General features: G+C 72.6%; 20 protein-coding genes. 14 read left to right on the forward strand and 6 right to left on the reverse strand.

Annotation, left to right across the window (positions count from 1 at the left end; translation table 11 throughout):
* Window positions 1–3 precede the first annotated feature (3 nt).
* Together JOF44_RS18810 and JOF44_RS18815 are read left to right on the forward strand one after the other, a co-directional pair.
* Window positions 4–444 carry a hypothetical protein gene (locus tag JOF44_RS18810; RefSeq protein ID WP_209895064.1) on the forward strand — a complete coding sequence of 147 codons (441 nt, stop codon included), beginning with the start codon at window positions 4–6 and terminating at the stop codon, window positions 442–444.
* Window positions 441–1,022 carry a CDP-alcohol phosphatidyltransferase family protein gene (locus JOF44_RS18815; RefSeq protein WP_209895066.1) on the forward strand — a complete coding sequence of 194 codons (582 nt, stop codon included), beginning with the start codon at window positions 441–443 and terminating at the stop codon, window positions 1,020–1,022. The genes JOF44_RS18810 and JOF44_RS18815 overlap by 4 nt, the downstream gene beginning before the upstream one ends.
* Here the strand turns inward: JOF44_RS18815 and JOF44_RS18820 are convergent.
* Window positions 961–1,233: a putative acetyltransferase gene (locus tag JOF44_RS18820; protein WP_209895069.1), complete on the reverse strand. Its 273-nt coding sequence runs from the start codon at window positions 1,231–1,233 to the stop codon at window positions 961–963. The two genes, JOF44_RS18815 and JOF44_RS18820, sit on opposite strands and share 62 nt — an antisense overlap.
* Before the next feature lie 143 nt (window positions 1,234–1,376).
* On the opposite strand from JOF44_RS18820, the gene fdxA reads away from it, so the two are divergent.
* The 3 genes from fdxA to JOF44_RS18835 are packed head-to-tail and all read left to right on the forward strand — an operon-like array spanning window position 1,377 to window position 4,338.
* Window positions 1,377–1,706 (forward strand): ferredoxin, encoded by a 330-nt coding sequence (gene fdxA, locus JOF44_RS18825; RefSeq protein WP_209895071.1) that lies wholly within the window; start codon window positions 1,377–1,379, stop codon window positions 1,704–1,706.
* Window positions 1,707–1,709: 3 nt separating this feature from the next.
* Window positions 1,710–2,885 (forward strand): succinyldiaminopimelate transaminase, encoded by a 1,176-nt coding sequence (gene dapC / locus JOF44_RS18830; protein WP_342591849.1) that lies wholly within the window; start codon window positions 1,710–1,712, stop codon window positions 2,883–2,885.
* 52 nt (window positions 2,886–2,937) lie between these two features.
* Window positions 2,938–4,338, forward strand: a complete 1,401-nt coding sequence (locus tag JOF44_RS18835; RefSeq protein ID WP_209895078.1) for a citrate synthase — start codon at window positions 2,938–2,940, stop codon at window positions 4,336–4,338.
* Window positions 4,339–4,453: 115 nt separating this feature from the next.
* On the opposite strand, the gene JOF44_RS18840 is transcribed toward JOF44_RS18835, so the two are convergent.
* Together JOF44_RS18840 and dapD are read right to left on the reverse strand one after the other, a co-directional pair.
* The gene (locus JOF44_RS18840; RefSeq protein WP_245349609.1) at window positions 4,454–5,329 is read right to left on the reverse strand and encodes a hypothetical protein; all 876 of its coding nucleotides are present in this window, start codon (window positions 5,327–5,329) and stop codon (window positions 4,454–4,456) included.
* 79 nt (window positions 5,330–5,408) lie between these two features.
* Entirely contained in the window at window positions 5,409–6,383 is a 975-nt protein-coding gene (gene dapD / locus JOF44_RS18845) for a 2,3,4,5-tetrahydropyridine-2,6-dicarboxylate N-succinyltransferase (RefSeq protein ID WP_209895082.1), read from the reverse strand.
* A gap of 90 nt (window positions 6,384–6,473) precedes the next feature.
* On the opposite strand from dapD, the gene JOF44_RS18850 reads away from it, so the two are divergent.
* Window positions 6,474–7,742 carry an MFS transporter gene (locus tag JOF44_RS18850; RefSeq protein WP_209895084.1) on the forward strand — a complete coding sequence of 423 codons (1,269 nt, stop codon included), beginning with the start codon at window positions 6,474–6,476 and terminating at the stop codon, window positions 7,740–7,742.
* A gap of 69 nt (window positions 7,743–7,811) precedes the next feature.
* Here the strand turns inward: JOF44_RS18850 and JOF44_RS18855 are convergent, their stop codons facing one another.
* Window positions 7,812–8,516, reverse strand: a complete 705-nt coding sequence (locus tag JOF44_RS18855; RefSeq protein WP_209895086.1) for a winged helix-turn-helix domain-containing protein — start codon at window positions 8,514–8,516, stop codon at window positions 7,812–7,814.
* An 89-nt stretch (window positions 8,517–8,605) separates the two neighbouring features.
* Between JOF44_RS18855 and JOF44_RS18860 the strand changes: the two genes are divergently transcribed.
* A complete protein-coding gene (locus JOF44_RS18860) occupies window positions 8,606–9,877 on the forward strand; it encodes an MFS transporter (RefSeq protein ID WP_209895088.1) in 1,272 nt (423 codons plus the stop codon).
* Between the two features lie 17 nt (window positions 9,878–9,894).
* Here the strand turns inward: JOF44_RS18860 and JOF44_RS18865 are convergent, their stop codons facing one another.
* Window positions 9,895–10,812 carry a hypothetical protein gene (locus JOF44_RS18865; RefSeq protein ID WP_209895090.1) on the reverse strand — a complete coding sequence of 306 codons (918 nt, stop codon included), beginning with the start codon at window positions 10,810–10,812 and terminating at the stop codon, window positions 9,895–9,897.
* Between the two features lie 6 nt (window positions 10,813–10,818).
* On the opposite strand from JOF44_RS18865, the gene JOF44_RS18870 reads away from it, so the two are divergent.
* The 6 genes from JOF44_RS18870 to JOF44_RS18895 all read left to right on the forward strand — a co-directional run bounded on the left by JOF44_RS18870 (window position 10,819) and on the right by JOF44_RS18895 (window position 16,300).
* Window positions 10,819–12,639: an FAD/NAD(P)-binding protein gene (locus tag JOF44_RS18870; protein WP_245349017.1), complete on the forward strand. Its 1,821-nt coding sequence runs from the start codon at window positions 10,819–10,821 to the stop codon at window positions 12,637–12,639.
* A 51-nt stretch (window positions 12,640–12,690) separates the two neighbouring features.
* Window positions 12,691–13,800 (forward strand): succinyl-diaminopimelate desuccinylase, encoded by a 1,110-nt coding sequence (gene dapE, locus JOF44_RS18875; RefSeq protein ID WP_209895092.1) that lies wholly within the window; start codon window positions 12,691–12,693, stop codon window positions 13,798–13,800.
* Window positions 13,800–15,158, forward strand: a complete 1,359-nt coding sequence (locus JOF44_RS18880) for an APC family permease (protein ID WP_209895094.1) — start codon at window positions 13,800–13,802, stop codon at window positions 15,156–15,158. The genes dapE and JOF44_RS18880 overlap by 1 nt, the downstream gene beginning before the upstream one ends.
* Entirely contained in the window at window positions 15,155–15,892 is a 738-nt protein-coding gene (locus tag JOF44_RS18885; protein WP_209895096.1) for an LOG family protein, read from the forward strand. Before JOF44_RS18880 ends, JOF44_RS18885 begins: the two co-directional genes overlap by 4 nt.
* Window positions 15,889–16,050, forward strand: a complete 162-nt coding sequence (locus JOF44_RS18890; RefSeq protein ID WP_209895098.1) for a hypothetical protein — start codon at window positions 15,889–15,891, stop codon at window positions 16,048–16,050. Before JOF44_RS18885 ends, JOF44_RS18890 begins: the two co-directional genes overlap by 4 nt.
* A 79-nt stretch (window positions 16,051–16,129) precedes the next feature.
* Window positions 16,130–16,300, forward strand: coding sequence for a DUF3117 domain-containing protein (locus tag JOF44_RS18895; RefSeq protein ID WP_076810596.1), 171 nt, complete (start codon window positions 16,130–16,132; stop codon window positions 16,298–16,300).
* 61 nt (window positions 16,301–16,361) lie between these two features.
* Here JOF44_RS18895 and JOF44_RS18900 read toward each other — a convergent pair whose 3' ends face one another.
* Entirely contained in the window at window positions 16,362–17,024 is a 663-nt protein-coding gene (locus JOF44_RS18900) for an O-methyltransferase (protein ID WP_209895100.1), read from the reverse strand.
* A gap of 132 nt (window positions 17,025–17,156) precedes the next feature.
* On the opposite strand from JOF44_RS18900, the gene JOF44_RS18905 reads away from it, so the two are divergent.
* On the forward strand, window positions 17,157–17,576 hold the full coding sequence (locus tag JOF44_RS18905) for a twin-arginine translocase TatA/TatE family subunit (protein WP_209895102.1): 420 nt from the start codon (window positions 17,157–17,159) through the stop codon (window positions 17,574–17,576).
* Window positions 17,577–17,607 lie beyond the last annotated feature (31 nt).

Here is a 17,607-nt window from a genome sequence, read left to right on the forward strand (position 1 = left end):
GCGGTGACGGACGCGCGCCACCGCGGGACCGTGGTCGAGACGACCTCCCCGAGCGCCCGGATCACCCAGGGCGTGCTGGGAGTCGTCCTCACGGTGCTCTCGGTGCTGCTGATGCTCACCACGCATCGGATGCGGCTGGCCCTCGGCGGGGTGGACCTGCCCGTGGGCCTGATCTTCGGCGGCGCGTTCCAGATCGTCACCTGCGTGTTCCTGTACGCGGCCACCGGGTCCCGGCTGCCGCTGATCGTGGTCGGCGCCCTGTGGGGGCTGGCGGCCCTGCCGTTCCTCGGCCACGGGGCCGGCGGCGGCGTCCTGATGCCCGCCGAGATCGCCGGCCGGCTCCAGCTCGCCGGCTGGATCGTCCAGGGGCTCGGGATCGGGATCCCCTTCCTGGCCGCCCTGCTCATCACCGTGGGCCGGGCCTGGCGACAGCGGCGGCGATGAGCCCCACCCGGCGCCGCGACTGGGCGACGATCCCGAACCTGATCACCCTCGCCCGCTTCGCCCTGCTCGCCCCGGTCTGCGTGCTGCTGTGGGACGGCGCCGGCACCCTCGCCGTCGTGCTGCTGCTGGCGTGGGCGTGCACGGACTGGGTCGACGGGCTGCTCGCCCGCGCCCTGGACCAGCGCAGCCGCACCGGGGAGATCATGGACCCGATCGCGGACCGGCTGGGGCTGGCGGCGATCGCGGCGACCCTCGCGCTGGTCGACCTGCTGCCCTGGGCGGCGCTGGCGATCATCATCATCGTCGATCTCGCCACCACGGTGCTGGCCTCCCGTGCCGCCCTTCGCGGTCGCATCGAGGTCTCGGTCCTCGGCAAGATCCGCACCGCGGTCCTGATGACCTCGATCTTCCTGCTGGTGGCCGCGGCGGCCTGGGCGCCGGGACTGCTCGACGCCGGGCGGGTGCTGGTGTGGATCGCGGTGGGCCTGCACGTGCTCTCGGGCGCGGACTACATCCTCAGGGCGTCTCGCGCGCCGCAGGGCGCGTCGGCGGGGGCGGGACCTCCTTCGCCGCGATGACCAGCCTCCGCGGCACGCGCACCTGACCCCGACGGGTCATCACCCGCACCTCGGTCTCATCGGCCGTCTGGATCGTGCCCAGCGCATCGGTCATCGACTCCCCGTGCGGGGAGGCCTCGCGATCGATCGCATAGCGCAGCACCACCCGGGTCCCGGCGCGGAGGAAGGGCGCCCAGCCGGCACGCCGGCGGTGCTCATCGCGGATCGTCATTCCTCGAGGCTATCGGGCAGCTGCCGGTGCCCGCGCCCGATGTTCCTCGCATCACGTCCGCCGGGCGGGCCGGGGCAGGGCAGGCCCCTGCGGCAGGAGGATGAGAGGATGGGGGTGTCTCCCGGACGGAAGGATGCTGCCCCATGACGTACGTCATCGCCCTGCCCTGCGTCGACGTGAAGGACCGTGCCTGCGTCGACGAGTGCCCCGTGGACTGCATCTACGAGGGCAACCGGATGCTGTACATCCAACCGGACGAGTGCGTGGACTGCGGTGCCTGCGAGCCCGTCTGCCCCGTCGAGGCCATCTTCTACGAGGACGACACCCCGGACCAGTGGGCCGAGTACTACAAGGCCAACGTCGAGTTCTTCGATGACCTGGGAGCGCCCGGCGGCGCCGCCAAGATGGGCGTGATCGACTCCGACCACCCGATCATCGAAGCCCTTCCGATCCAGCCCAACCCCCTGGCCTGAGTCGTGGCAGCCACCACTCCGGCCCCACCCGCCGCTGCCCGCCGCGGCCTCGCCGCACGCCTGCCCGCCTTCCCCTGGGATGCCCTGACCGCCGCGAAGCAGCGGGCCGCCGCGCATGCGGACGGGATCGTCGACCTCTCCGTCGGCACCCCCGTCGACCCCACGCCCGCCTCCGTGCAGGCCGCGCTGGCCGAGGCCGCAGACCGTCCCGGGTACCCGACCACGATCGGCACCCCCGCACTGCGCGAGGCCCTGGTCGACTTCGTCCGCCGCCACCGCGGCGCCCCCGCCGAGCTCGACGTCGACGGCGTGCTGCCGACGGTCGGCTCCAAGGAGCTGGTCGCCCACCTGCCCTTCCAGCTCGGCATCGGCCCCGGGGAGATCGTCGCCTTCCCCGCGATCGCCTACCCGACCTACGACATGGGCGCCCGCTTCGTCGGTGCCGACGCGCTCCCCCTGGACCTGGCCGACCTCGCCTCCCGGGGCGACGACGCGCTGCCCGATCCGTCGGCCGCGAGCCGGATCCGCCTGCTGTGGCTGAACTCCCCGTCGAATCCCACCGGCGAGGTGCTCGCAGCCGAGCAGATGGCCGCGATCGTCGCCTGGGCCCGCGCCCGGGGGATCATCGTCGCCTCCGACGAGTGCTACGCCCTGCTGCCGTGGACCGTCGACGAGGTCCCCTCGGTGCTGGACCCCCGGGTCAACGCCGGTTCGCTGGCCGACGTGCTGTGCGTGTACTCGCTGTCGAAGCAGTCCAACCTCGCCGGCTATCGGGCGGCTTTCGTCGCCGGGGACCCCGCGCTGGTGGGAGAGCTGCTCGCCGTGCGCAAGCAGGCGGGGATGATGCTCCCCGCCCCGATCCAGGAGGCGATGACCGTCGCCCTCGGGGACGACGCCGCGGTCGCCGCCCAGCGCGAGGTCTACCGCTGTCGTCGCGAGGTCCTCGAGCCCGCGCTGCGCGCAGCCGGGGGCACGATCCACGGCTCCCAGGCCGGCCTGTACCTCTGGACCGGCTTCGGCGAGGAGGCGATGACCACGGTCGATCGCCTCGCCGACCTCGGGATCCTGGTCGCCCCGGGGATGTTCTATGGTGAAGGGGGCGGGGACGTCGTCCGCGTCGCCCTCACCGCGACCGACGAGCGGATCACCGCCGCCGCCCGGCGCCTCGCCCGCCCCTGAGACCCGCGCCACCGGCGCACCCACCGATCCGACACTGCACAACGGAGAGCCCATGGATCACGACGCGACGTCGACTGCACAGCTCACGGTCCGGGAGAAGTCCCTCGACCTCCCGATCATCCCCGCCGTCGAGGGCAACTCCGGCATCACGATCGGACCGCTGCGCAAGGAGACCGGGGACGTCACCTACGACCCCGGTTTCATGAACACCGCGAACGCCAAGTCCGCGATCACCTACATCGACGGCGAGGCGGGTATCCTGCGCTACCGCGGGTACCCCATCGAGCAGCTGGCCGAGAAGTCCTCCTTCCTCGAGGTCAGCTACCTGCTGATCAACGGCGAGCTGCCCACCAAGGGCCAGCTGGAGAACTTCGAGGCGCAGGTCGAGCGGCGCACCCTGCTCGACGAGCGCTTCAAGCGGATGTTCGACGGCTACCCGCGCGACGCCCACCCGATGGCGGTGCTGCAGGCCGGGGTCTCGGGCCTGTCGACCTTCTACCAGGACTCCCTGGACCCCTTCGACATGGAGCAGACCCGGCTGTCGACCGTGCGCCTGCTGGCGAAGGTGCCGACGATGGCCGCCTACGCCCACCGCATCGCCCAGGGCCACGCCCTGCTGTACCCGGACAACCGGCTCTCCCTGATCGAGAACTTCCTGCGGCTGACCTTCGGCTTCCCCGTCGAGGAGTACGTGGCCGACCCGGTCGTGGTCCGCGCCATGGAGCAGCTGCTGATCCTCCACGCCGACCACGAGCAGAACTGCTCCACGTCTGCGGTGCGCCTGGTCGGCTCCGCCCAGGCGAACCTGTTCACCTCGATCTCCGCCGGCATCGGCGCCCTGTCGGGCCCCGCTCACGGCGGCGCCAACGCGGCCGTGATGGAGATGCTCGACGAGATCAGGACCCGGGATCTCGACCCGAAGGCCTTCATGGAGAAGGTGAAGAACAAGGAGGACGGGATCCGCCTGATGGGCTTCGGGCACCGGGTCTACAAGAACTACGACCCCCGCGCGAAGTTCGTCAAGAAGATCGCCGACGACGTCCTGGAGCGTCTCGGGGTGCACGACGAGCAGCTCGAGCTGGCCATGAAGCTCGAGGAGATCGCGCTGCAGGACGACTACTTCGTCGAGCGCAAGCTCTACCCGAACGTCGACTTCTACACCGGGCTGATCTACAAGGCCATCGGCTTCCCCACGCACATGTTCACCGTGCTGTTCGCCATCGGCCGCCTGCCCGGCTGGATCGCCCAGTGGCAGGAGATGGTCCACGACCCGGAGACCAAGATCGGCCGCCCGCGGCAGATCTACACCGGGCACGCCGAGCGCGAGTACGTGCCGATGGAGACCCGTACCGGCACCACCGAGCTGCGCCTCGAGCAGCTCGCGACCGAGCTGGACGAGGAGCGTCGTGCGCACCAGGAGCAGCTCGCCAAGGAGCACCGCCTGGACCACTGAGCGCGGATCATCGAGCCTGGATCGCTGAGTCAGGACCGCGAGCCAGGTCCGCTGAGTCAGGACCGCTGAGCCGGCACCACTGCGTCAGGACCGTCGTCTCCGTCGCTGCGGCGGGTCACTGACCGCTGACCAGCACGACCACGCGCTCGGGGTCGCCGCCGTCGAGGGAGGACCAGGCGGCGGCGTCCTTGCCGCGCAGCGAGCGGTCCCAGACCCGGCCCTGGTAGGACACCTGGACCACGCCGTCGTCGGCCGCTCGCGCGACCGCCCAGTTCGCGAGGGCCCAGCCGAGGCCCGTATCGCCCTGGGTGTCTATGACCAGCGCCGTCGCGCCCGCGTCGACCGGCAGCTGCGGAGCCGCCCCCGATGCGGCGGCCAGCGAGGAGCTGACCCGGCCCGCGTCCGTCAGCCGCGGGAACTGGCGGGCCAGCTCGGAGCGGAGCTGCCCGGGGGAGACGGTCGCGCCGACAGGGCCCAGCGTGCACACGAGGTTCGCCCCGCTCTGCCCGGTCAGCGCCGAGGCGTACAGCCGCCCCTCGGTCTCGTGATCCCGGTAGGCCTCCGGGTGGCCGCTGCGCTGGACCCGCTGGGCGACATCGTTGATGTCCGCGCCGGGGTACCCGTCGATCGTCTCGAGCTCGTCGTAGAAGGCGTTGGTGGAGTAGATCGGGTCCATGATCTGCGCCGCACTGCCCCAGCCCTGGGAGGGACGCTGCTGGAACAGGCCGAGCGAGTCGCGGTCGCCGTGATCGATGTTGCGCAGCTGTGATTCCTGGTACGCGGTGGCCAGCGCGATCGAGGCCGCCCGCGGCGGCAGGCCGCGGTCCACGGCGATCGCGCTGATCAGCGCGGCGTTCGCGGCGCGGTCGGTGGAGTAGCGGTGGCTCGTGCCCAATCCGCTGGCGGTGCAGGTGCCCGCATGGGCGGGCGACCCGTACCGCTGCAGGGCGAGGTAGGACCCACCTGCTATCCCGGCGAAGATCAGCACCATGACCAGGGGGACCACGAGGTGACGAGCGGCCGAACCCTGCCGACCCCGGCCGCGCGCCACCTGGTGTCCGTCCTCTCGATCAGTTCGCGTGCAGCGCGGCGTTGAGGGCGACGGTCTGGCCTTCGCGGGCCACCGCCTGCACCGCACCGCTGAGCGAGTTGCGACGGAACAGCAGGTTGGCCACGCCGGAGAGGTCCCGCGCCTTGACCACGTGCGCCTCCGCGCCGGCCTCGCCCACGAGCTCCACCTTCGTGCCGGCCGTGACATAGAGCCCGGCCTCGACCACGCAGTCGTCGCCGAGGGCGATGCCGACCCCGGCCTCGGCTCCGACCAGGGAGCGACGTCCGATGCTGACGCGCTCGGTGCCGCCGCCGGAGAGGGTTCCCATGGTGGAGGCGCCGCCGCCGACGTCGGAGCCGTCGCCCACGACGACGCCCTGGGAGATGCGGCCCTCGATCATCGAGGAGCCGAGGGTGCCGGCGTTGAAGTTCACGAAGCCCTCGTGCATGACGGTGCTGCCCTCGGCCAGATGCGCACCCAGGCGCACGCGGTCGGCGTCGCCGATGCGCACGCCGACGGGCAGCACGTAGTCCACCATCCGCGGGAACTTGTCGACGCTCAGCACGGTGGGCCGACGACCCGCCGCGATCAGGCGCAGCCGGGTCTCCTCGAAGCCGGGGACGGCGCAGGGGCCCTCGGAGGTCCACACCACGTTGGTGAGCTTCCCGAACAGGCCCTCGAGGTTCTGGGCGTTGGGCTGGACCAGGCGATGGGAGAGCAGGTGCAGACGCAGGTAGGCGTCGGCGGCATCGGCCGGGGCGGCCCCCAGCTCGATCTCGCGCACCATCACCTCCTGCGTGGTGCCACGCACCTCGTCGGCTCGGGCCGCGGCGGTCAGCTGCGCGTGCAGCGGATGATTCTGGGGCGCAGAAGGAGCCTCGCCGAGCTGCGGCGAGGGATACCATGCGTCCAGGACCGAGCCGTCGGCACCAAGGGTGGTGAGCGCGATGCCCCAGGCCTGGGTGGGGGAGGAATCAGGGGTCGTCGTGGTCATGCCTGGAGTCTACGGAGCCGAGCGAGGCCGGGTCACGTCCGTCCCGCCCGTCGGGGCGAACCGCACATCGGGGTCCGAGGGCCGACGCGGATGACCGTCCCCGCCCCGCCTTCGCCGCTGCGGCGCAATCCTGAGTACCTCCGGTGGTTGATCGGGGACCTCCTCCTCGACATCGGAACGGGCATCGGGGCCTTCGCCTTCCCGCTGGTGACCTTCATGGTCACCGATTCGCTGGGCATCACCGGGCTGGTGGCGCTGGTCCAGGGCGCCGGCGCGCTGGTCGGCCTGATCCCGGGCGGGCTGCTCGCCGATCGCGTCGAGCGGCGACGATTGCGACTGCTGGCCGGGGTGATCGGTGCGATCGTCCAGGCGGTGCTGGTTCTCGTGCTGCTGACGGGGGCGGCCGGCGCCGTGGTGCTCGCGGCGCTCGCGTTCGCGGACAGGTTCCGCGAGACGCTGCTGGGCAGCGCCTCCAACGCCATGCTGAAGCAGATCGTGCCGACCACGCAGCTGCCCCGGGCGGTCTCGGTCAACCAGGGGCGGGAGGCCGCGGTCGAGATGGCCTCCGGGCCCCTCGGCGGTGCCCTGCTGGGCCTGTCGATCGTGTTCCCCCCGCTGGCCCAGCTGTTGGGCAACCTCGGCTCGGTCGCCGCGACGCTCACCATGCGGCGCCGGTACCATCCGCGCGCCGAAGGTGCCGAGCACACGAAGGTCGGGGAGGACCTGCGCGAGGCGCTCTCCTGGATGATCTCGCAGCCCATCCGGATGCAGGTGCTGGCGATCGCGTCGTCCGTGAACCTCGGCGCCAACGGGCTGATCTTCGCCGTGCTGCTGGACCTGGCCTCCGACGGTGTGCCGGCCGCGACGATCGGTCTGCTGAACACGGTGCTGGCCGCGGCGATCCTGCTCGGTGCGTTCCTCGCGCCGCGCCTGGTGGACACCGTTCCGACGGGGGCGCTGGCGATCGTCCCGGTGCTGCTGATGGCCGCGGTCGGGGTGTTCCTCGCGTTCGCCCCCGGCATGCTCTGGATCGGCGCGGCCTATGCCGTCCTCGGGATCGGGCTGCCGGCGATCAACGCCTCCAGCCAGGGGTTCTTCACCCACATCACGCCGATCGCGATGCAGGGGCGGGTCAGCTCGCTGATGCGCCTTGTCTCCTCGGCGCTGATGCCGCTGGCCCCGGCGGTCGCCGGCTGGGGACTGGACCTCGTGGGCGTCTTCCCCACCATGCTCGTCTTCGCGGCGGTCCTGGTCCTGGGGGCACTGGTGGGGGTGCTGGGGCCGGATCTGCGCCGGATCCCCACCGCCCCGCAGTGGGAGCACTACGCCCGCCAGGAGGGGCTGGCCGTCGAGGAGTGAGGGGGCCGGCGCCGAATGCCCCTACGCGTCGAGCTGTCGGCTGAACTCCATGCCCCCCGCCGCCCTGACCTATCCGCGCCGTCCCTGAGGCGCGTCGTCGGGGCCGGCGTGCTGCTCGCCGACGGCCGCCCAGAGGACGCGATACGTCAGTGCTTCCCCCTCGGAATCCGGGTCGCCGGGGGTGTCTCCGCCCTGCTCATCGCGATTGAGCTCGCTGTACCGCGTGATCTCGCTCTGGACGGTGCGATTCAGCGCGGTGGCCTGCTCCCTCGACAGGCGCAGCGTTCCGGCGTACATCGACCCCAGCCCCTCGCCCGGCGTCGTGGGGCGCGAGGTCGACCGTGCGACCTCGCGCGCCCAGGCCGTGCGCATCCAGTCGACAGCGGCCAGCGACGTGGCGCCCGAGGCATCCATGTACTCGGGGTCCGCGCCGTCCGCATCGTCGAGGCTCTCGGTGTCGCTCCCGAAGCCGAATGTCTTCTGAGTCAGCCGCCACACCCGGTCGCGACGGTCGCGGGCGGCTTCGGGAGCCTCCTCGAGCACGCCCCCACGGGCGAGGATCCGCAGGTGGTAGCTCACGGAGTTCGCCGGCAGGGAGAGCCCCTCGGCCACGTCCGCGGCGCGGGCCGTGCCGCGACGTCGCACCTCGTCGATGATCTCCAGGCGCAGGGGATGAGCCAGCGCCCGCAGCTGCGCACGGGTCGCGGGCTGGGCCGACTGCATCGTGTCGTCGCCGCTCGCCCCTGGGGCGCCCGTCTCGTCTCCAGCACTCATGCCCGCAGTCTACGGACGGACGAACTCGTGCACGACCTGATGCGCAAGAGGCATTGCGCAACATCACGTGCGCGAGTAATGTCCACGCCATGACGACCACTGCCCCCGCCGCGACGACGCTGCGCAGAAACTCCGAATACGTCCGCTGGCTGATCGGGGACGTGCTGCTCGCCCTCGGCGCGAGCATCGGGGTCTTCGCGTTCCCGCTGGTGACGTACCTGGCCACCGGGTCGCTCGCGGCGACCGGTCTGGTGGGGCTCCTCGAGGGGGTCGGGGGCCTGATCGGGATGATCCCCGGCGGCCTGCTCGCCGACCGCTGCGAGCGCCGTCGACTGCGTCTGATCGCGGGCGGCACCGGGGCGCTGATGCAGGCCGTGCTGATCGCCGTGCTGCTGATGGGCTGGGCGAGCGTGCCGACGCTCGCCGTCATCGCCTTCCTCGACCGGTTCCGCGGCACACTGCTGGGCAGCGCGTCGGATGCGATGCTCAAGCAGATCGTCCCGCCCGCCCATCTGCCGCGGGCCTTCGCGGTCAACGAGGGGCGGGACGCGGCCGTGGACATGATCTCCGGGCCCGTCGGCGGCGTCCTGGTCGGGATCGCGCTCTTCTGCCCACCGCTCGCGCAGCTGCTGGGCAACATCGGGTCCGTCGTCGCGACCCTCGCCATGAGGGGCCGCTACCGCCCGCGGGCCGAGGACGCCGTCCGGACCCGGGTGCGGGACGACCTGCGCGAGGCCTTCGCCTGGATCCTGTCCCAACGCATCCGGCTGCAGCTGCTGGGGGTCGCGATCACCGTGAACCTCGGCACGAACGGGCTGATCCTCACCGTGCTGCTGGACCTCGCCGCGGACGGCATCCCCGCCGGGAGGATCGGCCTGCTGAACACCGTGCTGGCGGCCTCGATCCTGCTCGGCGCGATCCTGGCCCCCCGTCTGGTCGAGCGGGTCCCCACGGGCGTGCTCACGATCGTCCCGGTCCTGGTGATCGCGGTGGTCGGGGTGTTCGTCCCCCTCGCCCCGGGCATGATCGCGATCGGGGCGGCCTACGCGGTGATGGGAGTCGGGCTCGCCCCGCTGAACGCGGCCTCCCAGGGTTTCTTCATGCACCTCACCCCGGTGGCGATGCAGGGACGGATCGGCTCGCTGATGGGACTGGTGGCGATGGGGCTGATGCCGCTCGCTCCCGCGGTCGCGGGATGGGGGCTGGATCTCGTCGGACCGCTGATCACGATGCTCGCGTTCGCCGGCGTCACCGCGGTCGGTGCCGCCGTGGCGCTGCTCGGGCCCGACCTGCGGCGGGTCCCGGTCGCCGCGCGGTGGGAGAGCTTCGCCCGGGACGAAGGGCTCGCCGCGGGGGAGTGAGGACGAAGGGCCCGCGGTCAGGCCTCGTCCGCGTCGACGTCCGCCTCCCGCGTCGGCCGCAGGTCCCCGAACCACTCCGCGGCCCGCTCCCGCCGCACGATCTGCTCCAGCCGACGACCGCGCAGCTGCACGGCGAGGACCGCCAGCAGCAGCGCGAGCACCCCGCCGCCCAGGGACCACAGCGCCGCGGTGGTCATGGTCGCGGCGTCCGGGCTCAGCAGCGTGATCAGCAGCACGGCCGCCCCCACGCAGATCGCGATGATCCCCAGGCCCACCAGCACGGCGGGCCCCAGCGAGCTCAGGATCGCGGGACCGGCCGATGCGCCCTGCAGCGGACGTCTCATCGGCAGGCCCCGTCCCAGCTGACCCGGCCGGTCCACGGCCCAGCCCAGCAGGGACCGGTCCCGACGACGGCTCGCGACCGTTCCGACGACCGCCGCGATGATCACCAGGACGGCGACCCCGATCAGGAACGGCCCGGCGGACGGCGGCAGCGACGAGCGGCTCAGTCCGTCGGCCCGCAGGCCCAGGACGACCAGGGTGATGGCGAGGACCAGAGCCAGCAGCAGCAGCGCCCCCTCGAGGACCCGCAGCGGGAGCTGCCGGGCGGCGCGCTCGGCCTCCGCGGCGGAGGCGAGCTCGTCCTCGACCGGATCCGCACCCTCCTCGAGCACCACCCGGCGCTCATCCGCCAGGCGCTCCATGAAGTCCTCGACCTGGGAGCCCGCGCGCAGGGAGACCGCGTACCGGGCCCGCTGGGCGGCCGTCAGCCACGCCGTCATCACCATCGAGTCCGCCAGCGCCCGTTCCTGGGGCAGCTGGCTCGAGTTCGCGATCGCACGGATCCGTGCGGCCCGCCTCCCGGCGAGCAGCCCTCCCGAGGCGGCGGACGTACCGCGGGGGAGGTGCCGCGGCGGCGGGGGCGTGGTCATCATGCCTCCATGATCACAGACCTGGGCCCGCCCGGTGAGGCGCTCCGCCCGCGCCATACTGGGGGGATGACCGTCGCCACCCCCGATCTCGCCCGCACCGTCGCCGTGATCGGGGCGGGGCCGCGGGGCACGGCGATCATCGAGCGCCTGGTCGCCGCCTCCCACCGTCGCGACTGGCGCGGACCGCTGACCGTGCACCTGGTGGATCCCTTCGTCGGCCGCGGCGGCAGGGTCTGGCGGCACGACCAGTCCGAGGTGCTGCTGATGAACACCACCACCTGCCAGACCACGATGTATCCCGACGCCAGCTGCCACGCGGTGATGCCGTCCCTGCACTCCGAGACCCTCGCCGACCACCTCGCCGCGGAGGGCCTGGGTCCCGGCGACTTCGCCTCCCGCGCCGCCCATGGCCGTTACCTCGCCCGCGTGCTGGAGACCGCCGAGGCCGACGCGGACCCGGCCCGGCTGCGGATCGTCCACCACGGCGCCGAGGCGGTGGACATCACCGGGCCGGCCGACGGGATCCAGCGGGTGCGGCTCAGCGACAGCCGCGTGCTGCGGGCCGATGCCGTGGCCCTCGCCCTCGGCCACCTGCCCACCGCGCTCGGCCCCCGCTCCCAGCAGCTCGCCGACGCCGCCGTCCGTCACGGCCTGGTCCACCTCGGTCCCGACAACCCGCTCGAGGTGGATTACGTCTCGCTGCTGGGCCGCGAGTCGATCGCCGTGCAGGGCCTGGGCCTGAACTTCTACGACGCGGTCGGCATGCTCACCGCCGCCGCCGGCGGCCGCTTCGTCCCCGACGACCGCGCCCCCTCGGGACTGCGCTACCTGCCCGGCGGCGATGAGCCGCGCCTCGTCGTCGGCTCCCGCTCCGGCATGGTCTACCGCCCCAAGCCCGATCTCGGCCCCGAGCCGCCCGCCCCGCACTCCCCGCAGATCCTCACCGGCGAGCGGGTGCTGGAGCTGGCGGTGCGTTCGGCGGGCGTCGACCACGAGCGGGAGGTGATGCCGCTGATCCTCGCCGAGCTGCGCCGGGCGCTCGCCGGGGCCGGCTTCGCCGAGCTCGCCACCGACGAGGTGCTGCTGCGATGGCTGTTCCCCTTCGGCCGACGCGGCGGTGAGACGGCCGAGGCCCACCGGCGCACCCGCGAGGTGCTGCGCGGCTCCCTGCGCGCGGCCACCGATCCCGATCCCGCCTGGGTGCTCGTCTACCGGGTGCTGATCGCCATGCGCACCCAGGTGAACCGGCTCATCGACCTGGGGGCGTACACCACCGACTCCGTGCGCCGCGACATCGACGGACACCTGCGCAACGCCTTCGCCTCCTGGGCCTCCGGCCCGCCCGTGGCGCGGGTGCGCCAGCTGCTCGCCCTCGAGGAAGCAGGACTGGTGCGGTTCCTCGGGCCGCGCATGCACCTGGACATCGACGATGAGGCGGGGCGCTTCGCGGCGCGGGGGGCCGACGGCCCGGCCATCCTGTGCGACGGCGTGCTCGAGGCGCACCTTCCGCCGGTGGACCTGCCCGCCTACCGCAGCGCCCTGATCGGGGCGTGGCGCGAGCGCGGGGAGGTCCAGAAGGATTCCTGGGCCTCCCGCGGCAGCCGCCGACGGATGCTGACCGGATCCATCGCCGTGGACGGGCTCTACGCCCCCATCGGGACGGACGGGACCGTCTACGAGCGGCGCCTGCTGGTGGGGGTCCCGGTGTCCACCGCGCAGCCCGGCTCGGCGATCACCGCCGAACCCGGCACCTCCGCGCAGCTGCTGCGCCACGCCGAGGCCGTCGCCCTGCGTCTGGCCCGGGCCGGGGGAGCACTGGGCGATCTGTGACCCGCGCCCCGTGACCCGCAGGCGACGGGCCGACGGTGGCACGATGGCCGTATGCACACTGCTCCCGCGCCCGTCCTGGACCCTCACGCCGACATCGTCGAGCTGACCGCCGCGATCGTCGACATCGAATCGGTCTCCGGGAACGAGGCGGCGCTCGCCGATGCGGTCGAGGCCGCGCTGCGCACCCACGCCGATCACCTCGAGGTGATCCGCGACGGGGACACGGTCATCGCCCGCACCCACCGCGGTCTGGACCGCCGGGTGCTGCTGGCCGGCCACCTCGACACCGTCCCGGTGGCGGACAACCTGCCGTCGACCCGACGCACCCGAGCCGGCCGCGAGGAGCTCGTCGGGCGCGGCAGCTGCGACATGAAGGGCGGCGTCGCGGTGTTCCTGCAGCTCGCGGTCGAGGCCGTCACCGCCCCCGTCGACCTCACCTGGGTGTTCTACGACCATGAGGAGGTCGCGGCCGCGGACAACTCCCTGACCCGCATCGCCGCCGAGCATCCCGACCATCTCTCGGCGGACTTCGCGATCCTCGGCGAGCCGACCTCGGCCGGCGTCGAGGGCGGCTGCAAGGGCACCATGAAGCTCGCCGTCACCGCGCGCGGCATCGCCGCCCACTCGGCCCGCGACTGGGTGGGGGACAACGCGATCCACCACCTCGCGCCGGTGCTCGAGCGCCTGGCCGCCTACGAGGCCCGCCGCGCCGTGATCGACGGGCTCGAGTACCGCGAGTGCCTCAATGCCGTGGAGATCTCCGGCGGTATCGCCGGCAACGTGATCCCCGATCGCGCCACCGCCCTGCTGAACTACCGCTTCGCGCCCGACACCTCCGTCGAGCAGGCCGAGGCGCATGTGCGCGAGGTGCTGGCCGGGCTCGACCTCGAGATCACGATCACGGACTCCGCCGCCGGCGCGCTGCCGGGACTCTCCGACCCCGCCGCGGCGGACTTCCTCGCCGCCCTGGGGGAGGACGTCACCCTCGCCGCCAAGCAGGGCTGGACCGATGTGGCCCGCTTCGCCGCCCTGGGGACCCCGGCGGTGAACTTCGGGCCCGGTGATCCGCTGCTCGCCCACACCGACGACGAGCACGTGCCGCTGACCGACCTCCGCTCGACCCGCGAGGTCCTGGGCCGCTGGCTGGGAGTCACCCGCTGATGAGCGCCGACGGCACGGGCTCCCTGCACCGCAGCCTCGGCCTGCCGCAGCTGCTCGCCTACGGCCTGGTCTTCATCGGTCCGGCCGCCGCGGTGGGTGTCTGGGGCACGCTGGATGCGGTCTCCGGCGGCGTGGTGCCGGTGGTCTACCTGGTGGCCACGATCGTCATGGCGCTGACCGCGTCGAGCTATGCGCTGATGTCCGCGGCGGTGCCGCGCGCCGGCAGCGTCTTCGCCTATGCCTCCGAGGGCATCGGCCGCCGCACCGGCCACATGGGCGGGTGGATGATGCTGCTGGACTACCTGCTCATCCCCTCGGTCGCCTACCTCTTCAGCGGCATCGCCCTGCACTCGCTGCTCCCGCAGATCCCGGTGTGGGTGTTCGTGATCGCCGCGGTCGTGATCTCGACCGGGCTGAACCTCACCGGGGTCACGGTGACGGCCTGGGTCTCCACCGTGGTGGTGATCGCCGAGGTGGTGGTCCTGGCCGCCGTCCTCGTCGTCGGGATCTGGGTGCTGGCGACCGCCGGCCCGACCCGCGGCTGGCTCGACCCGCTCACCGGCGGGGCGGCCGGACTGGATGCGGGTCTCGTGCTCAGCGCCGTCAGCATCGCCGTGCTGTCCTATCTCGGCTTCGACGCCCTGGCCACCTTCGCCGAGGAGACCCGCGGGGGCGCGAAGGTCGTCGGGCGGGCCACCCTCGTCTGCCTCGTCGTGGCCGGCTTCCTGTTCATCCTCCAGTCCTACGTCGGGGCGCTGCTGTCCCCGCTGACCACCGCGGAGCTGCAGGCCGACCCCTCGCTGCAGGGCGACGCCTACTACGCCATGGTCGACTCCGAGATCTCCCCCCTGCTGCACGCCCTGCTGTCGCTGGCCAAGGGCATCGGAGCGATCTTCAGCGCCCTGGTGGGACAGGCCGCCGCCAGCCGCATCATCTGGGACATGGGGCGATCCGGCTCCCTGCCGCGCGTCTTCTCCCGCCTGTCGGCCCGCACCGGCGTCCCGGTGGTCGGCGTGCTCGTGGCCTCCGCCGGGAACGTCCTGGTCGCCGGGTGGGCCTCCACCCGCGGGGACGGTCTGAACCTGGTCTCCTCGATGGTCGACGTCGGCGCCATCACCGGGTTCGTGCTCGTGCACGCCTCCGTGATCGGCTACTTCGTGGTGCGCCGACGCGGGGGAGCGGTGCGCCCGATGCGGCACCTGGTCATCCCCGTGCTCGGCGCCGGCCTGCTGATCGTCGTGCTGGTCGCCGCCAGCCCGGTGGCGCTGGTCGTCGGCGCGATCTGGGCCGTGCTGGGCGTCGTGGTCCTGCTCCTGCGGCGACCGAGCACCCGCACAGCCGATACGCTTCGACGATGACGCCCGAGGAACGAGCACGCCACCGCAAGGGGCCCGTCACGCTGCGCGGCACCCAGCGCCCCGAGCGCACCACGGACCAGCGACTGCTGGAGGAGTCCGGGCCCGGGGACTGGGTCCACTCCGATCCCTGGCGGGTGCTGCGCATCCAGTCCGAGTTCGTCGAGGGCTTCGGGGCGCTGGCCGAGCTGGGCCCGGCCATCTCGATCTTCGGCTCCGCCCGACTCGGCCCGGAGCATCCCTACTACCGGTGCGCGCTCGAGATCGCCCACGGCGTGGTCGACCTCGGCTACGCCGTGATCACCGGAGGCGGCCCCGGCATCATGGAGGCCGGCAACCGAGGCGCCCAGGAGGCGGGCGGCGTCTCCGTCGGCCTCGGGATCGAGCTGCCCCATGAGGAGGGGATGAACGAGTATGTCGACCTCGGGGTCGACTTCCGGTACTTCTTCGCCCGCAAGACCATGTTCGTGAAGTACTCCAGCGGCTTCGTGGTGATGCCCGGCGGCTTCGGCACCTTCGATGAGCTGTTCGAGGCGCTGTGCCTGATGCAGACCCACAAGATCGACCTGTTCCCGGTGGTGCTGGTGGGGCGCTCGTACTGGCAGGGCCTGCTGGACTGGCTGGGCGGCGCCGTCCTCGAGGGCGGGACGATCAACGCGGTCGACGTCGATCTGCTGCGTGTCGTGGACACCGCCGAGGAGGCGCTCGAGGTGCTCCGTGAGGCCACCGACCGATGACCGCCGTCAGCCCGATCGTGCTGCTCCTGCTGCTGGTCGCAGCGGTGGTGGCGGTGCTCATGGTGCTGCTCGCCCAGGGTCGGATCGGCGACGGGATCGAGGCCCCGCGGCGCCGCCGGAGACGCCGGCGTACGAACCGCTCGCGGAACCTGAGATAATAGCCACCGTACGCGCGCTGTCCGAGGCCCCGTCCGGGGGAGCCCCTCGCAGGCAGCGACACCATCAAGGAGGCACGCCATGGCTGCTATGAAGCCGCGCACCGGGGACGGTCCGCTCGAGGTCGTGGAGGAGGGACGCAGCATCATCATGCGCGTCCCGCTCGAGGGGGGCGGCCGTCTGGTCGTCGAGATCGCCGCGTCGGAGGCCGTGGAGCTTCATGACGCGCTGAAGGGCGTGATCCCGTCCTGACCCGTTGAACGGCTCGTGAGGACGGCCCCGCACCGGTTCGGTGCGGGGCCGCCCTGCGTCGTCAGCGTCGGGCGGGCCGCAGCACCGCGGCGAGCACCCCGTCGCCGCTGCCGGTCAGCGCCGGCATCAGGTCCTCCGATGCGGAGACGGCCCGCAGCACCTCGCGCACCGAGCGGGTCCGCGCATCGCGTGCCGTGGGGTCGGCGACCCGGTCGTGATAGAGGGCGTGGGGGATCACCAGCACTCCGCCGGGACGCAGCAGGCGCCGGGCGTGCTCGAGCAGATCCAGGGCGTGCGGAGCCTGGGCCGGGAAGCTCACCAGGTCGTAGGCGTGATCGGTGAGGCGGCCGACGACGTCGCGCGGGCTGCCGGCGATGGTCCGCACCCGCGGGGAGCGGATCTGCGCCTCGGCGAAGGACACCCGTGCGGCGCGCTGATTCTCGACCTCCGGGTCGATGGTGGTCAGCACTCCGTCGGGGTGCATGCCCGCGAGCAGGTAGAGGGAGCCGACGCCGCTGCCGGTGCCGATCTCGACGGCCGACCGGGCCTGCACCGCGGCGGCGAGCACCCGCATCAGCGCCCCGGCGCCGGGCAGGACCGGGGTCGCGCCCAGCTCGTTGCCCCGCTCCCGGGCGCGGGCGAGGACGCCGTCGTCGGAGAAGAGCAGCGCCTCGTCGACGAACTCCTCGCCATGGGCCCAGCTGGTCACCTTTCCCGACGACATGTGCGCTTCCTTCCGATGGTCCGTACGAACGCGCCCAGACTATGCCAACAAGCCGCCCTGGCTGGGAACCCGGGGGCCGCCGCGATGCAATAATGGGTCTGCAGATCAGTCGACGACGCGTACAGGTGGGACATGGGCGGCACCGGATTCTTGGGACTCGGCGGGTGGGAGCTCGTCATCCTGCTGGTCGTGTTCCTGGTGATCGTCGGACCCCAGCGCCTCCCCGATCTCACGCGGCAGCTCGTGCAGTGGGTGCGGCAGGCCCGTCGCTGGGTCGACGACTCCCGTGCCACCGTCGAGGACGAGATGGGCATCGCCATGGAGGATCTGCGCAAGTACGACCCCCGCCAGTACGACCCGCGGCGCATCATCCGCGAGGCCTGGGGCGATACGGACCTCGAAGAGCTCCTGCCGGACAAGGACTCGCTGTCGATCGCCACCGGTGCGGGCGCCGCCGGCGCCGCGAAGAAGGCCGCCGGCGGGAAGAAGGGCGGCAAGAGCGCCAAGGACGAGGGCCCGAAGCGGGCGCCCTTCGACCCCGAGGCCACCTGAGCGGATCAGCTCCGGGCCGCGCCCGGCTCCG

This window comes from Brachybacterium fresconis, assembly GCF_017876515.1.
GTDB lineage: Bacteria > Actinomycetota > Actinomycetes > Actinomycetales > Dermabacteraceae > Brachybacterium > Brachybacterium fresconis.

What these genes read in the sequence shown, in the direction of transcription:
- JOF44_RS18890 (WP_209895098.1), top strand. Translation starts at nt 15,889, where the DNA reads ATGACCGCCGTCAGCCCGATCGTGCTGCTCCTGCTGCTGGTCGCAGCG.
- dapE (WP_209895092.1), top strand. Translation starts at nt 12,691, where the DNA reads ATGCACACTGCTCCCGCGCCCGTCCTGGACCCTCACGCCGACATCGTC.
- JOF44_RS18860 (WP_209895088.1), top strand. Translation starts at nt 8,606, where the DNA reads ATGACGACCACTGCCCCCGCCGCGACGACGCTGCGCAGAAACTCCGAA.
- dapD (WP_209895082.1), bottom strand. Translation starts at nt 6,383, where the DNA reads ATGACCACGACGACCCCTGATTCCTCCCCCACCCAGGCCTGGGGCATC.
- JOF44_RS18855 (WP_209895086.1), bottom strand. Translation starts at nt 8,516, where the DNA reads ATGAGTGCTGGAGACGAGACGGGCGCCCCAGGGGCGAGCGGCGACGAC.
- JOF44_RS18820 (WP_209895069.1), bottom strand. Translation starts at nt 1,233, where the DNA reads ATGACGATCCGCGATGAGCACCGCCGGCGTGCCGGCTGGGCGCCCTTC.
- JOF44_RS18840 (WP_245349609.1), bottom strand. Translation starts at nt 5,329, where the DNA reads ATGGTGCTGATCTTCGCCGGGATAGCAGGTGGGTCCTACCTCGCCCTG.
- fdxA (WP_209895071.1), top strand. Translation starts at nt 1,377, where the DNA reads ATGACGTACGTCATCGCCCTGCCCTGCGTCGACGTGAAGGACCGTGCC.
- JOF44_RS18815 (WP_209895066.1), top strand. Translation starts at nt 441, where the DNA reads ATGAGCCCCACCCGGCGCCGCGACTGGGCGACGATCCCGAACCTGATC.
- JOF44_RS18900 (WP_209895100.1), bottom strand. Translation starts at nt 17,024, where the DNA reads ATGTCGTCGGGAAAGGTGACCAGCTGGGCCCATGGCGAGGAGTTCGTC.
- JOF44_RS18905 (WP_209895102.1), top strand. Translation starts at nt 17,157, where the DNA reads ATGGGCGGCACCGGATTCTTGGGACTCGGCGGGTGGGAGCTCGTCATC.
- JOF44_RS18835 (WP_209895078.1), top strand. Translation starts at nt 2,938, where the DNA reads ATGGATCACGACGCGACGTCGACTGCACAGCTCACGGTCCGGGAGAAG.
- JOF44_RS18880 (WP_209895094.1), top strand. Translation starts at nt 13,800, where the DNA reads ATGAGCGCCGACGGCACGGGCTCCCTGCACCGCAGCCTCGGCCTGCCG.
- JOF44_RS18865 (WP_209895090.1), bottom strand. Translation starts at nt 10,812, where the DNA reads ATGATGACCACGCCCCCGCCGCCGCGGCACCTCCCCCGCGGTACGTCC.
- JOF44_RS18850 (WP_209895084.1), top strand. Translation starts at nt 6,474, where the DNA reads ATGACCGTCCCCGCCCCGCCTTCGCCGCTGCGGCGCAATCCTGAGTAC.
- JOF44_RS18870 (WP_245349017.1), top strand. Translation starts at nt 10,819, where the DNA reads ATGATCACAGACCTGGGCCCGCCCGGTGAGGCGCTCCGCCCGCGCCAT.
- JOF44_RS18885 (WP_209895096.1), top strand. Translation starts at nt 15,155, where the DNA reads ATGACGCCCGAGGAACGAGCACGCCACCGCAAGGGGCCCGTCACGCTG.
- JOF44_RS18895 (WP_076810596.1), top strand. Translation starts at nt 16,130, where the DNA reads ATGGCTGCTATGAAGCCGCGCACCGGGGACGGTCCGCTCGAGGTCGTG.